This window comes from Tropicibacter oceani (assembly GCF_029958925.1).
Taxonomy (GTDB): Bacteria; Pseudomonadota; Alphaproteobacteria; order Rhodobacterales; family Rhodobacteraceae; genus Pacificoceanicola; species Pacificoceanicola oceani.
This window is the reverse complement of the sequence record NZ_CP124616.1, coordinates 13,732-28,173: the sequence shown is the minus strand read 5'-3', so window position 1 is coordinate 28,173 and position 14,442 is coordinate 13,732. Positions and strand designations below refer to the sequence as shown.

Sequence of the window (14,442 nt, the reverse complement as noted above, 5' to 3'; positions counted from 1 at the left end):
GGGACATGGTGCTGACGCGGGCCGGGCTGCGCTTTGCCGGGCGGCTTTGGCCCTGCACGATCGGACGCGGCGGTGTTTCCGCCGACAAGCGCGAAGGCGACGGGGCGACGCCGGTGGGTTGTCACCACATCGTCGGGATGCTGTATCGCCCCGACCGGATGGCGCGGCCTGCGGATTGGGCCGAGCCGATCCTGCCGGGGGATTTGTGGTCTGACGATGCGGCGGACGCGGCCTATAACCAGATGGTGCGTGCACCCTATGCGCCCAGCCACGAAGCGCTGCGTCGGGCCGATCCCCTGTACGATCTGGTGCTGTTGACCGATTGGAACTGGCCTGTGGCGCAGCCGGGGCGGGGCAGCGCGATTTTCCTGCACCGCTGGCGACGGCCGGGGTTTCCGACCGAAGGCTGCATCGCCTTTCGGCCCGACCATCTGCGGCGCATCGCGCAGGCGATTGCGCCGGGAACACGGGTGATCGTGCCCGAGGGGCTGGCCAGCTAGACGCTGCGCAACCGGTGATAGCTCATGGATATATGGCTGCGGCGGATCAGGGCGGCGGCCTGCGGATCAGCGGCGCGCAGCGCCTGCCGGGTTTGCAGGATCTCGTCGCGAAAGATCGCGCATTCGCCCGCCAGATCCATATGGGGGATGGATTTCAGCCAGATGCGCGCGGTCAGGAAATACAGCCTTTCGGCGGTGTCGCGCAGGGCGGCGTTGTCTGTCAGGGACAGGCCAAAGGCGTGGTAGTCCATGTTGAGCCGGGCAAAATCGCGCGGATCGGGGCTTTGGTTCAATGCCTCGGCGCGGGCGGCAAAGCTGTCGATCTCGTCCAGATGCGCAGCGGTGATTGCAACGGGCGACAGGGTGCCGACCAGTTGGGACAGTTCCAGCCGCAGGGCATAGACCTGCGCCATTTCGGTGACGTCGACATCGGTGACCAGCGTGCCGACCCCGTGGCGCGAGACCACCAGCCCTTCGTCTTCGAGCCGAGCCAGAACCCGGCGCAGGGGCGTGCGGGATGTGCCGAACTCCTGCGCCAGCGTTTCTTCGGACAGGCGGGTGCCGGGGGGGTAATCCAGCAGGCAGATGCGGCTGCGCAGGGCGTCGTACAGGCGGCGGAAACGGGTGGCGGCCTCGGTCATGCGATCAGGGTCTTTCCAAGGCCGTGCAACATGTCGAGGCATTGTTGCAGTTGTTCGCGGGCGATGTATTCGTCGGGCTTGTGCGCCTGCGCGATGGACCCCGGGCCGCAGACCACGACACTCATCCCCATGCCCTGGAACAACCCGGCCTCGGTGCCAAAGGGGACGACATCGCAGGAATTGCCGCCGGTCAACTTGTGTACAAGATCGCGCACGGCGTTGTCCGGCATCGGTTCCAGCCCGACGACTTCGCCGATCACCTCGGTCGAGATGTCGGCCTGGGGCGAGACGGCGCGCATGGCGGGCAGCAGCTCGGTCTCGACAAAATCGGTCAGGGCGTCCTTGACGAAATGCGCGTCACCCCATTCGACCGGGCGCATTTCCCAGTCGACCTCGGCCTTGCCGGGGATGACGTTGTGGGCCACGCCGCCAGACAGGCGGCCGATGTTGACGGTGGTCCAGGGCGGATCAAAGCGCGATCCGCGCGGGGCGCGTGTTTTCAGCTCTTCTGCCAGTTCCAGCAGGCGCGCGACATAGCGCACCGCATAGGTGACGGCGTTGACGCCGCGGTCGGGGGCCGATCCGTGACCTTCGAGGCCGGTAAAGCGGGTGGTATATTCGCAACAGCCCTTGTGGCCTTCGATGATCTGCATCGAGGTAGGTTCGCCCACGATGGCCATGGCGGGTTTGATGCCGCGCGCCTGCAGGTGCGGCACCAGTTGCCGCGCGCCAAGGCAGCCGACCTCTTCGTCGTAGGTAAAGCAGAAATGCACGGGGCGGCGCAGCGGGTGTTCGGCATAGGCGGGGGCCATGGCCAGCGCGGCGGCGATGAACCCCTTCATGTCGCAGGTGCCGCGCCCGTAAAGCAGATCACCCCGTTCGCACAGGGCAAAGGGATCCAGCGTCCAGTCCTGATCGGTGACGGGCACCACGTCGGAGTGGCCGGACAGGACGATGCCGCCGTCGCCCGCGGGGCCAAGGGTGGCCCAGAGGTTGGCCTTGCCGCCGGTGTCATCGTGCAAGATCTCGACGCGGGCGCCGTGGCGGTCCAGCAACCCGGCCATGTGGTCGATCATGGCCAGGTTGCTGTCGGACGAGACCGTCGGAAAGGCGATCAGGTTGGACAGGATCGCCTCGGTTGTCCGCAGGTCGGTCATGTCTTGACGAACATCTTGCGTGGGCGGTCACAGAAACATTCGGCATCGCCGTTTTCGGTGATCAGGATGGATTCGGTGATTTCCATGCCCCAATCGGTCATCCAGAGCCCCGGCATGAAGTGGAAGGTCATGCCCGGTTGCAGCACGGTCTGGTCCTCGGCGCGCAAACTGATGGTGCGTTCGCCCCAGTCGGGCGGGTAGGACAGGCCGATGGGATAGCCGCAGCGCGCGCCGCGTTCGATCCCGGCGCGTTCCAGCGGGGCGGCAAGGGCATTGGCGATGTCGCAGGCGCGGTTGCCGGCGCGGGCGGCTTTCAGCCCGGCCTCAAGCCCTTCGACAAGGGCGGCCTCGGCCTTGACCAGGGTTGCGGGGGGATCACCCAGAAAGATCGTGCGGGAGAAGGGCGCGTGGTAGCGGCGGTAGCAGCCCGAGATCTCGAAAAAGGTCGCCTCGCCCTTGGCGAAGGGGCGGCCATCCCATGTCAGGTGCGGCGCGGCGGCGTCCGAGCCGGAGGGCAGCAGCGGCACGATGGCGGCGTAATCACCCCAATCGCCATCAACACCAAGGATCGCATCACGCTGGATTTCCGCGACGACCGCGTTTTTCGGCACGCCGGGTTCGACGCGTTCCAGCAGGCCATCGACGATCTTTTCGGAAATGCGCGCGGCCTTGCGGATAAAGGCGATTTCCTCGCCCGATTTGATGCCTCGTTGCCAGTTCACAAGCGCGGTGGCGTCGATCAGGGTGGCCCCGGGCAGGGCGGCCATCAGCGACAGATGCGCCTTGGCGGAATAGTAATAATTGTCCTGCTCGGTGCCGATGCGGGCCTTGTCATGGCCCATGGCGGCAAGGTGCCCGGCCAGGTCCTGCATCGGGTGTTTGGCGGGGTTCTGCACATAGGTGTCGACATAGCCAAACACCCGGTCGTCGCCCATCCAGACGGTGCGCAGTGCGCCGTTGGTGTCCTGGTTGCGGCCCCACCAGATCGGGTCGGCTTCGTGAAAGACCAGCACGCCCTGATGCACGTAGAACGACCAGCCGTCATAGCCGGTGAGCCAGGCCATGTTGGACGGATCGGTGACGAACAGCACCTCGATCCCGGCCTTGTCCATGGCGGCGCGGGTCAGGGCAAGACGGCGGTCATATTCTGCCTGGCTGAAGGGGATGGACTTGTTGAAACGGTGCTGGCGCATCGGGATCTCCGTGATCGACTGCAGCCCAGTTAAGCACTTGTATACAACTGGGCCCGACTGAAAACGACCCAAGCGGCCTGAAAGCGTCTGAAATGCCGGGAATCTGGTCAAAAATCGCGGGCCGTTGCGCAAATCATGGGCGAAACCGGCGATTCCCTGGGTGTTTTGCCCTTTTGGCCGAAGTCGAATGGCCTGAAAGACCGCCTTTCAGGGCGGAAATCTCCTGAAAAGGGTCGTTTTTTTTGCCTGATTTCCCGGAATATGCGAGATATCCGTATGAGACGGGGCTAGACGGTTGCAACCGGACGCCGCCCGCGCTTTAGTCTGGTATCAATACAGCGGAGCCAATCCGCGAGACCACAAACAGGGAGCCGCTCTTGGCCGAACAAGGGAACGAAGACGCCTTCGTTGCATTCGAACGCGTGCAAAAGAGCTATGACGGCGAAACGCTTGTCGTCAAGGATCTGAACCTTTCCATGCCGAAAGGCGAATTTCTGACCATGCTTGGGCCGTCGGGGTCGGGCAAGACGACCTGCCTGATGATGCTGGCGGGTTTCGAAACGGCCACGCATGGCGAAATCAAGCTGGACGGAGTGTCGATCAACAACATCCCGCCGCACAAGCGCGGCATCGGGATGGTGTTCCAGAACTACGCGCTGTTCCCGCACATGACGGTTGCCGAAAACCTGTCCTTTCCGCTGGAGGTCCGCAAGATCGGCAAGTCCGACCGCGAGGCCAAGGTCAAGCGGGCGCTGGACATGGTGCAGATGGGGGCCTTTGGCGGCCGCCGTCCTTCGCAACTGTCGGGCGGTCAGCAGCAGCGGATCGCACTGGCGCGCGCGCTGGTGTTCGAACCCGAACTGGTGCTGATGGACGAACCGCTGGGCGCGCTGGACAAACAGCTGCGCGAACACATGCAGTTCGAGATCACCAAGCTGGCGCATGACCTGGGGATCACCACGGTTTACGTGACGCACGACCAGACCGAGGCGCTGACTATGTCGGACCGCGTCGCTGTGTTTGACGACGGGCGCATCCAGCAGCTGGATCCGCCGGACGTGCTGTACGAAAAGCCGGGCAATTCCTTTGTTGCGCAGTTCATCGGCGAGAATAACACGCTGGAAGGCGTGATCACCGAGATCAAGGGCGAAACCTGCGTGGTCCGGCTGGACGACGGTCAGGAAATCGACGCGGTGCCGATCAACGTCAGCAAGATCGGCGAAAAGACTCGCGTGTCGATCCGCCCCGAACGGGTCGAGTTCAACAAGGAGCGCCTGAAGGCGGGCGCCCATACGATCAAGGCCGAAGTGCTGGAATTCATCTACATGGGTGACATTTTCCGCACGAGGCTGCGCGTCGCGGGCAACGACAATTTCGTGATCAAGACACGCAACGCACCGGACCAGGTGCGGCTGGAACCCGGCACCCAGATCGAAATTGGCTGGTTGCCCGAGGACTGCCGCGCGCTCGACGCGACCTGAGCCATTGATATTGCTGCGCGCTGATCGGGGATGATCGGCGCGCAGGCAAGTCGAGGGGTCGGAGCTTCGACCCGGAACCCGGCCCCCTCATCACAACGGGTAGTTTACTAGGGAGTATGACATGAAACTCACGAAGACACTGATGGCCAGCACGGCCCTGACCGTGGCAGCAGTCGGCGCTCACGCCGAAAGCCACGGTGCAATGGCCGACAGCCTGACGCTGGTCAGCTGGGGCGGCGCCTATCAGAACAGCCAGCTGAAGGCCTATGCTGAACCTTATATGGCCGCCAACCCCGGCGTGACGATCATTTGGGACGAAAGCTCGGCCGAAGCGGTGGCAAAGCTGCGCGCGATGAACGAAGCGGGCAACATCACCTGGGATCTGGTCGACGTCGAAGCGGCAGACGGCATCCGTCTGTGTGACGAAGGTCTGGCGATGGAAATCGACCACGACGAAATGCTGGCCGCAGGTGACGATGGTTCGTCCGCGTCGGATGACTTTGGCGATTCGATCGTGTCCGACTGCTTCATTCCGCAGATCGTCTTTTCGACCACCTTCGGCTATCGCACCGACATGGTTGGCGACACCGCGCCGACCGAAATCTGCTCGATCTTCGATACCGACGCCTATCCGGGCAAGCGCGCGCTGAACAAGCGCCCGATCGGCAACGTCGAATGGGCCCTGCTGTGCGACGGCGTGGCCAAGGAAGACATCTATGACGTTCTGGCAACCGAAGAAGGCCAGGACCGCGCCCTTGCCAAGCTGGACACCATCAAGGACCAGGTGATCTGGTGGTCGGCCGGCGCCGACACGCCGCAGCTGCTGGCCGATGGCGAAGTGGTGATCGGTTCGACCTACAACGGTCGTCTGTTCTCGGTCATCGCCGAGCAGAACCAGCCGATCGGCATGCTTTGGGATGCGCAGATGCTGGACTTTGACGGTTGGGTCGTGCCCGAAGGCCTGCCCGCAGACCGTCTGGCCCGCGTGATGGACTTCCTCAAGTTCGCCACCGACACCCAGCGTCTGGCCGATCAGGCGGCGTACATCTCTTACGGTCCGGCGCGTGCATCTTCGGCTCCGCTGGTCGGCAAGCACGCCGAGCTGGGCATCGAAATGGCGCCCCACATGCCGACCGATCCGGCCAACGCCAAGAACGTCTTTGTCACCCAGTATGAATTCTGGGCCGACTACCGCGACGATATCGACGCGAAGTTCCAGGCCTGGCTGGCCAAGTAATCGGCGCCGTGGCGGGATGATCCCGCCACGCAGCTGACACCAAAGGGCAGGGCGGAGCGATCCGCCTTGCCCCACCAATGGACGGAGGCGGTCATGCCCAAAGGCTATATCATCGGCCATATCACGGTGAACGATCCCGAGGCCTACAAAGAGTACATCGCGCGCGACACGCCGATCCTTGAAAGCTATGGGGCAAAGTTCATCGTTCGCGGCGGTCAGTCCCAGACCCCCGAGGGCGAAACCCAGAACCGCCATGTCATCATCGAATTCCCTGATTACGAGACGGCCCAGCGGGCCTATAACGACCCTGCCTACCAGGAAGTCGCCGAGATCCGCCGCCGCACCGCAACCAGCACCATCATTCTTGTCGAAGGCGCCTGATCCATGAGCGACGCAAAAAAAACCGGCCCTGTTCTTGCCGCTGACGGCACCCCGCTCAAACGCAGTCTGAACCGCGCGCTGCGCCGCCAGAAGATGCGCGCGCTGATGTTGATCGCGCCGCTGTTGCTGTTCGTGCTGGTCGCCTTCATCGCACCCATCGCGGACATGCTGTGGCGGTCGGTCGAAAACCAGATCGTTTCCGAAACCCTGCCGCGCACGACGCAGGCGCTGCAGGATTTCGACGCGGGATCGGGCGACATCCCCGGGGACGCGGTGTTCGAGGCCGCCTATTACGACCTGTTCGTCGCCGCCGAGGCCAAGCTGCACACCCGGCTGGGGTCGCGTCTGAACTATGAACAGACTGGCGTTTCCTCGCTGTTCCGCAAATCCGGTCGCGGCCTGGACGATATCGGAGAGGTCTATCAGGACCAGTTCAAGGATTTGAACAAGGACTGGGACAAGGCCGAGCCCTGGGCGCAGCTGATGGGCGATCCGGCCTGGCTGGAAAAGCAGGCCGATTGGCAAAAGGGCCAGAGCCAGCCCAGGTTCAAGCTGCGCGAGGGCGTGGCCGAGATCCTGCCGCGCACCGCCGAGCAATACAGGGTTTTCGCCCTGTTCCAGCAGCGAGAGGAAGAAAAGAGCCCGCTGAACGAAGAGCCCTGGTCCGCCGTGCATACCGCGCTGTACCAGGACCTGGCCGCGGCGGACCTGTCCGGCTATTCCGGCCCGCAGGCCGAGATGCTGAAGGCCGCCGATGCGCTGGTCGACAGCCCGGACTTCGAGACCGTGGACATCAAGGCGGCCTTTGAAGACATCGACAAGGATTGGCTTGAGCCCGACATCTGGAAGACCATCAAGATCTACAGCCCGACGCTGACCAACGGTTATTTCCTGAACGCCATCGACATGGAAAAATCGCCCGACGGGCCGCAATTCCGTGACGAGCGTCAGCAGATCTATGGCCTGCTGTTCAAGCGCACCATGTTCATGTCGATGGTCATCACCATCAGCTGCATCATGCTGGCCTATCCGATCGCCTACCTGCTGTCGAACCTGCCGGCACGGACCTCCAACCTGTTGATGATCCTCGTGCTTTTGCCGTTCTGGACGTCTCTTCTGGTGCGGACCTCGGCTTGGAAGGTGATGTTGCAACAACAAGGCGTGATCAACGATGTGCTGGTCTGGCTGGGGCTGGTGGCGGATGACGCGCGCCTGACGATGATCAACAACCAGTTCGGCACGATCGTGGCGATGACGCATATCCTGCTGCCCTTCATGATCCTGCCGATGTATTCGGTGATGTCGACCATTCCGCCGACCTATGTGCGCGCCGCCAAGTCGCTGGGCGCGACCAACTGGACAACCTTCTGGCGGGTCTATTTCCCGCAGTCGGTCCCGGGGATCGGGGCGGGCAGTATCCTGGTGTTCATCCTGTCCATCGGCTACTACATCACGCCCGAGATCGTCGGCGGCACCACGGGGACATTCATTTCGAACCGGATCGCCTATCACATCTCGTCCAGCCTGAACTGGGGTCTGGCGGCGGCGCTGGGGACCATCCTTCTGGCGGTCGTGTTGCTGCTCTACTGGGCCTATGACCGGATCGTCGGCATCGATAACGTAAAGCTGGGGGGCTGAGGCCATGGCTGTCGAAACACAAGCAATCAAACGCCCCATCAGCTTTTCCGCACCGGTCATCGGCGCGGCCGGGGGTTTTGCCGGGATCTTTGTCGGTGCGGCCAACGGGTCCAGCCTGATGGGCATCGTGCTGGGGTTTGTCATCCTGGCGGTCATCGGCTTTGTCGCGCTGGCGCTCCTGCCTGACAGCATGGAGAAAACCGTGCGCGCGGGCCTTGTTGCCCTGATGGGCATCGCGGGGTTCGTGCTGGGCGGATTGCCCGGCCTGGTGGTCGGGCTGCTGTTTGGCTGGGTCTTTGGCTGGTTCATCTACTGGTTGGGCATGGGCCGCTACCGCGTGCCCCTGCCGCCCTACCTGACCGCGGGCCAGGTGCTGTGGCACTACAGTTTCCGCGTGATCTGCGGTGCGATCTTTGTCTTTTTGATCACGCCGATCCTTGTGGTCATGCCCTTGTCATTCAACGCACAGGACTTTTTCACCTTTACGCCGGAAATGCTGCGCTTTGATCCCGAGGGCTACAGCCTCAAGCATTACCGCGATTTCCTGACCTCGGCCGACTGGCAGCATGCACTCTGGAACTCGCTCAAGATCGCACCTCTGGCGACGCTGCTCGCCGTTGGATTCGGCACGCTCGCTGCCATTGGCCTGTCGTCCGAGCACGTCCCTTTCAGGCGCGCGATCATGGCAATCCTGATTTCTCCGATGATCGTACCGCTGATCATTTCCGCTGCGGGGATGTACTTCTTCTACAGCCGCATCGGCCTGCAAGGAACCACGGCAGGCGTGATCCTCGCCCACGCGGCGCTTGGCATTCCTTTCGTGATCATCACCGTCACCGCGACGCTTGTCGGGTTCGATCGGTCGTTGACGCGGGCGGCGGCGAACATGGGCGCGGATCCGGTGACCACCTTTTTCCGGGTGCAGATGCCACTGATTCTGCCGGGGGTGATTTCGGGCGGCCTGTTCGCATTCATCACCTCGTTCGACGAGGTTGTCGTGGTGATCTTTGTCGGCTCGGCCAACCAGCAAACCCTTCCGTGGCAGATGTTTACCGGCCTGCGTGAACAGATCAGCCCGACGATTCTGGCGGTGGCGACGATCCTGGTGGGCATTTCGATCGCGCTGCTGGCGACGCTGGAAATGCTGCGCCGCCGGTCCGAACGGCTGCGCGGGATGAGCCCGGGCTGAAGCGGAAAATGGCGACAATTCCTCGCGAATTCGACCGAGTTCGCGAGGGATATTTCACCCTTTCTTAAAGCGGCTGAACGATCTTTCGGGGACATCGTTTCCGGGGGGTCATATGACCGAACTCAATCCAGAATTCACGGCCGAAGCGCAGCGCACCGCCAAGGGGGCGTTGCCGTTTGCGATCGGTGAAATGTTCTATTCGCGAACCGACAAACGCGGGATCATTGCCGCCGGCAACTCGGTTTTTCAGCGCCTTGCCGGATACGACTGGGCCGACCTGATCGGCGCCCCGCACAAGATCATCCGCCACGAAGACATGCCGCGCGGCGTCTTTCACATGATGTGGGGGCGACTTCAGGACGGCATGCCGACAGGTTGCTATGTCAAGAACAAGGCCAAGGACGGGCGGTACTACTGGGTCTTTGCCTTGGTGTCGCCGACGGAAAACGGCTATCTTTCGACCCGGCTGAAACCGACCAGCCCGATGCTGGAAACGGTGCAAGGCATCTATGCCGAACTGCTGCGCCGTGAAACCGAAGAGGGTCTGAACGCCGCCGACAGCGCCAAGGCGCTGGATGAATTGTTCAGGGCGCAGGGCTTTTCAAACTACGGCACCTTTCAGGCCACGGCCATGGCGCAGGAATTCGAAATGCGCGCCCGCCAGCTGGGGCACCCGCTGGATACCATCCAGACCCGTTTCCTGGACATGTCCAAGGCGATTTCGGACGTGGCCGAAGAAACCGCAGGCATGACCGAGGCGTTTCGCGCCATCCGCACAGTGCCCATGAACATGAGCATCATCGCCTCGCGGCTTGAAAATGCGGGCGGGCCGATCAGTGCGATTTCGGTCAATTACAGCCAGATGCTGGAAGAAATGTCATCCTGGGTGACAACCTTTGTGCAGGGCGACAAATGCGTGTTTTCGAAAATGCGCGGGGCCATTTTCGAAGGCCAGTTCCTGAGTTTCGCCCGCGCCATTCAGGCCGAGATGAACAGCGAGTTCCTGAAACACGAAGCCGTTTATCCCGACAGCATCGACGTCGCGGCCGAACGCGCGCGCCTTGAGGCCCGGGAAAAGGATTTTCTGCAGAAAACCGCCGCTTCGCTGCACAACGTCGAGATCGAGGCCCGGCGCTTTGCCCGCAGCGTTCTGGACATGAAACGCTATGTCACGGGTCTCAGCTCGACCCGCATGATGTGCAAGATCGAAAGCGCATCGCTGGCGGAATCGGGGACCGAACTGGCCGGGATCGTCGACCAGCTGGATGCCGGCCAGAACGAGATCGAAGCGCGCCTTGCCCGCATCGTCGAGCTGAACGCCGTCATCCAGGGAAGCACGGGCATGTTGCGGTCGCTTTTCTAGGAAAACAGGGGGGCGGCCAAAGGGCCGTTCACCAATTTCTAAGAGTTCGCGACGATGTTCAGACCAAAGAATGGGTCGAGGACACGACAGATGACCGAACTGAAACCTGGCATTGCCTCAGCCGCAAACGCTTCGGGCAGCGAAGCGGTTTTTCACCTGTCCGAGATGTTCTATTCGCGCACCGATCATCGCGGTGTCATCCTGTCGGCGAACTCAGTTTTCCAACGGGTGGCGGGCTTTGAATGGGATCAATTGCTGGGCGCGCCGCACAAGATCATCCGCCATCCGGACATGCCCAAGGGCGTGTTTCAACTGTTCTGGGATCGGCTGAAAGTGGGCAAGCCCATCGGCGCCTATGTCAAGAACCGCGCCAAAAGCGGGCGGTACTACTGGGTCTTTGCAATCGCCTCACCGGCCGAGGGGGGGTATGTGTCGATCCGCCTGAAGCCCAGCAGCGATTTTCTGGACAAGGTCACCGCCTTGTACGGAACGCTGTTGGAGCGCGAAAAATCCGAGGGGCTGACCCCGGCGAAAAGCGCGGCATTGCTGCTTGAAATGCTCAAGGAGAATGGCTTTGCGAATTACGACGCCTTTCAGTCGACCGCCATCGCCAAGGAACAACAGGCCCGCGTCCAGCAACTGGGGCGCAGCCTGACCCCATTGCAGACCCGGTTCCTGGAAATGTCCCGCGCCATCGACCAGGTGCAGCATGAAACCACAGAACTGACCGAAGCCTTCCAATCGATCCGCACCGTGCCGATGAACATGCGCATCATCGCCTCGCGCCTTGAAAGCGCGGGTGGGCCGATCAGCGCGATCTCGGTCAACTACAGTCAGATGCTGGAGGACATGTCGACCTGGGTCCGTACTTTTGTGGATGGCGACAACTGTGTCTTTTCCCGCATCCGGAACGCCATTCTTGGCAGCCAGTTCCTGGGGTTCGTATCGGGGATCGAGCTGGAAATGGCCGAACTGTTCCAGACCCTGGACTACACTTACCCGCAGGACATCGACCGCGAGGCAGAGGCAGAGCGGATCGAAGCACACCGGCAAAGCTATGTCGGCGAAACCGCCCGCGCGCTGGCGGAGGTCGAGCAGGAGGCAAAGCGCCTTGGCCGCAGCGTGCTGGACATGAAACGCTATGTCACCGGGCTCAGTTCGACGCGGATGATGTGCAAGATCGAAAGCGCATCGCTGCCGGATTCGGATACGGCCCTGTCCGGGGTGGTGGACCAACTGGACGCGGGCCAGAACGAGATCGAGGAAAGGCTTGGCCGGGTGGTCGAGCTGAATTCGATCATCCAGTCGAACACCGCGATGTTGCGAACCTTGTTGTGAAACGGCAAGGGGCGCCAGGTTTCCCCGGCGCCCCCGCTTTGCCGTTCAGGCCCGCGCTTAGCTGCGGACCAGCTTTTCATAGCTTTCCGCGATCTCGCGGGTCAGGGCGCCAACCTCAAAGGTATAGTCGCCGATCTGCCCGACAGGGGTGACCTCGGCGGCGGTGCCGGTCAGCCAGCACTGTTCAAAGCCTTCCAGCTCTTCGGGCATGATGTGGCGTTCGTTCACCGTCACGCCGCGGTCCTTGAGCATCTGGATCACGGTCTGCCGGGTCAGGCCGTTCAGGAAGCAGTCGGGCTTGGGCGTGTGCACTTCGCCGTCCTTGACGAAAAAGATGTTCGCGCCGGTCGCCTCGGCCACGTAGCCGCGGTAATCCATGAACAGCGCATCCGAACAGCCCTTGGCCTCGGCCGCGTGCTTGGAGGTGGTGCAGATCATGTAAAGACCCGCGGCCTTGGCATGCACCGGGATGGTTTCCGGCGACGGGCGTTTCCACTTGGCGATGTCCAGCTTGGCGCCTTTCATCTTGGCGTCGCCGTAATAGCTGCCCCATTCCCAGGCGGCGATGGCCAGGCGCACCGGGTTGCGCGCCGAGGCGACACCCATGTCCGGACCTGCGCCGCGCCAGGCCACCGCCCGCACATAGGCGTCGGTCAGCCCGTTGGCTTCCAGCACGGCCTGCTTTGCGGCCTCGATTTCATCGACGGTGTAGGGGATCTTGAAATCCAGTTCGCCGGCGGAAAAATGCAGCCGTTCCGAATGCTTGCGCGACAGGAAGATCTTGCCGTTGTAGGCCCGCTCGCCCTCGAAGACCGAGCTGGCGTAATGCAGGGCGTGGGTCAGCACGTGGACCTGGGCCGAGCGCCAGTCTACGAGCGCGCCATCCATCCAGATCTTGCCGTCACGGTCATCATATGCGCCAATTGCCATAGCATCCTCCTGCGTGCGCTTTTCAAATATTGCGCGTGAAACGTCCGGTTCGGACATAAAGTTGCGCAAAAACTGAGATTCGCTACCAGTTCCGACTTGGAATGTCAACAAGGCTGACTTAAACTGCGGCAACCGGGGTTTGACCAATGAGGCAGGGTATGTCCGAAGCGCAAAGCAACCAGACTGTCGGGGGCGAGACGCTTTTGTATCTCACTGACGAACAGCTGCGGCAGGGGATCGAGGCGATGTTCTTTGCCTATCGCGGGTTCACGGCGGATCCCGATCGCATTCTGGCGACGCTCAGCTATGGGCGGGCGCATCACCGGGCCCTGCATTTCATTCATGGCGCGCCGGGGACGACGGTGAACAACCTCTTGTCGATCCTGGGCGTGACCAAGCAGTCGCTGAACCGGGTGCTGCGCACGCTGATCGAGGACGGGCTGGTCGAATCCCGCGTCGGGCGCCAGGACAAACGGGAACGCCACCTGTTCCTGACCGAAGAGGGCGCGGCGCTGGAACGCCGCCTGTCCGATGCCCAGCGGGCGCGGATGCGCGCGGCCTACAAACAGGCCGGGCCCGAGGCGGTGACCGGCTTTCGCCGGGTGCTTGAGGCGATGATGGACCCCGAGATGCGCGGTCAGTCGCTCAGGCTGCGGGAGGGTCGGGGATGAGCGAACCGGATGCACATCTGCTGATTGTCGATGATGACGAACGGATCCGGGGGCTGTTGCAGAAATTCCTTGTCCGGCACGGGTTCCTTGTCAGCGCCGCCCGCGATGCCGCCCATGCGCGGCGTCTGCTGTCGGGGCTGGAATTCGACATGATCGTGCTGGACGTGATGATGCCGGGCGAGGATGGCGTAAGCCTGACCCGCGGCATTCGCGAAACCAGCACGACGCCGATCCTGCTGCTGACCGCCAAGGCGGAAACCGAAGACCGGATTGCCGGGCTGGAGGCGGGGGCGGACGACTACCTTGCCAAGCCTTTCGAGCCCAAGGAACTGCTGTTGCGGATCAACGCAATCCTGCGCCGGATGCCGGAAACCACCGCCGAGGCGACAACGCCCAAGCTGCTGACAATGGGCGCCTTTCGCTATGATATCGAGCGCGGAGAGATGTGGTGCGGCGATGACCTGGTGCGGTTGACGGCGACGGAAAGCCAGCTGATGCGGATCTTTTCGCGCCAGCCCGGCGAGGCGATCAGCCGCGCCAAGCTGGTCGAGGACCTGGGCCGTGACAAGGGACAGGCGCAGGAACGCGCGGTCGATGTCCAGATCACCCGGCTCCGCCGCAAGCTGGAGGCTGATCCCAAGCAGCCGCGCTATTTGCAGACGGTGCGGGGCGCGGGGTATATGCTGGCTCCGGACTGATGGCGGCGCGTCCGGCATCGGGCGC

Annotated in this window: 14 protein-coding genes; 10 read left to right on the top strand and 4 right to left on the bottom strand. The window is 62.5% G+C overall.

Features of this window, described 5'->3' with window-relative positions; genetic code table 11:
• Nucleotides 1–5: 5 nt before the first annotated feature.
• Nucleotides 6–500, top strand: coding sequence for a L,D-transpeptidase family protein (locus tag QF118_RS00145; RefSeq protein ID WP_282300613.1), 495 nt, complete (start codon nucleotides 6–8; stop codon nucleotides 498–500).
• Here QF118_RS00145 and QF118_RS00140 read toward each other — a convergent pair.
• The 3 genes from QF118_RS00140 to QF118_RS00130 are packed head-to-tail and all read right to left on the bottom strand — an operon-like array spanning nucleotide 497 to nucleotide 3,491.
• Complete coding sequence (locus QF118_RS00140) at nucleotides 497–1,141, bottom strand: GntR family transcriptional regulator (protein ID WP_282300612.1); 645 nt, start codon at nucleotides 1,139–1,141, stop codon at nucleotides 497–499. The two genes, QF118_RS00145 and QF118_RS00140, sit on opposite strands and share 4 nt — an antisense overlap.
• Nucleotides 1,138–2,298 (bottom strand): acetylornithine deacetylase, encoded by a 1,161-nt coding sequence (gene argE, locus QF118_RS00135; RefSeq protein WP_282300611.1) that lies wholly within the window; start codon nucleotides 2,296–2,298, stop codon nucleotides 1,138–1,140. Before argE ends, QF118_RS00140 begins: the two co-directional genes overlap by 4 nt.
• Complete coding sequence (locus QF118_RS00130; RefSeq protein ID WP_282300610.1) at nucleotides 2,295–3,491, bottom strand: M24 family metallopeptidase; 1,197 nt, start codon at nucleotides 3,489–3,491, stop codon at nucleotides 2,295–2,297. Before QF118_RS00130 ends, argE begins: the two co-directional genes overlap by 4 nt.
• A gap of 377 nt (nucleotides 3,492–3,868) precedes the next feature.
• Here QF118_RS00130 and QF118_RS00125 point away from each other — a divergent pair, with 377 nt between their 5' ends.
• The 7 genes from QF118_RS00125 (at nucleotide 3,869) to QF118_RS00095 (ending at nucleotide 12,118) form a co-directional block, all read left to right on the top strand.
• On the top strand, nucleotides 3,869–4,972 hold the full coding sequence (locus QF118_RS00125) for an ABC transporter ATP-binding protein (protein ID WP_282300609.1): 1,104 nt from the start codon (nucleotides 3,869–3,871) through the stop codon (nucleotides 4,970–4,972).
• 121 nt (nucleotides 4,973–5,093) lie between these two features.
• Nucleotides 5,094–6,209 (top strand): extracellular solute-binding protein, encoded by a 1,116-nt coding sequence (locus QF118_RS00120; protein WP_282300608.1) that lies wholly within the window; start codon nucleotides 5,094–5,096, stop codon nucleotides 6,207–6,209.
• 93 nt (nucleotides 6,210–6,302) lie between these two features.
• On the top strand, nucleotides 6,303–6,590 hold the full coding sequence (locus QF118_RS00115; protein ID WP_282300607.1) for a DUF1330 domain-containing protein: 288 nt from the start codon (nucleotides 6,303–6,305) through the stop codon (nucleotides 6,588–6,590).
• 3 nt (nucleotides 6,591–6,593) lie between these two features.
• Nucleotides 6,594–8,228 carry an ABC transporter permease gene (locus QF118_RS00110; protein WP_282300606.1) on the top strand — a complete coding sequence of 545 codons (1,635 nt, stop codon included), beginning with the start codon at nucleotides 6,594–6,596 and terminating at the stop codon, nucleotides 8,226–8,228.
• A 4-nt stretch (nucleotides 8,229–8,232) separates the two neighbouring features.
• Entirely contained in the window at nucleotides 8,233–9,417 is a 1,185-nt protein-coding gene (locus QF118_RS00105) for an ABC transporter permease (protein ID WP_282300605.1), read from the top strand.
• Nucleotides 9,418–9,529: 112 nt separating this feature from the next.
• On the top strand, nucleotides 9,530–10,780 hold the full coding sequence (locus QF118_RS00100) for a PAS domain-containing protein (protein ID WP_282300604.1): 1,251 nt from the start codon (nucleotides 9,530–9,532) through the stop codon (nucleotides 10,778–10,780).
• 90 nt (nucleotides 10,781–10,870) lie between these two features.
• Nucleotides 10,871–12,118, top strand: coding sequence for a PAS domain-containing protein (locus QF118_RS00095; protein WP_282300603.1), 1,248 nt, complete (start codon nucleotides 10,871–10,873; stop codon nucleotides 12,116–12,118).
• 57 nt (nucleotides 12,119–12,175) lie between these two features.
• Here the strand turns inward: QF118_RS00095 and QF118_RS00090 are convergent, their stop codons facing one another.
• Complete coding sequence (locus QF118_RS00090; protein WP_282300602.1) at nucleotides 12,176–13,048, bottom strand: branched-chain amino acid aminotransferase; 873 nt, start codon at nucleotides 13,046–13,048, stop codon at nucleotides 12,176–12,178.
• Between the two features lie 158 nt (nucleotides 13,049–13,206).
• On the opposite strand from QF118_RS00090, the gene QF118_RS00085 reads away from it, so the two are divergent.
• Both QF118_RS00085 and QF118_RS00080 read left to right on the top strand, forming a co-directional pair.
• Complete coding sequence (locus tag QF118_RS00085; protein ID WP_282300601.1) at nucleotides 13,207–13,719, top strand: MarR family winged helix-turn-helix transcriptional regulator; 513 nt, start codon at nucleotides 13,207–13,209, stop codon at nucleotides 13,717–13,719.
• On the top strand, nucleotides 13,716–14,417 hold the full coding sequence (locus QF118_RS00080; protein ID WP_282300600.1) for a response regulator: 702 nt from the start codon (nucleotides 13,716–13,718) through the stop codon (nucleotides 14,415–14,417). Before QF118_RS00085 ends, QF118_RS00080 begins: the two co-directional genes overlap by 4 nt.
• The last annotated feature ends 25 nt before the right edge of the window (nucleotides 14,418–14,442 follow it).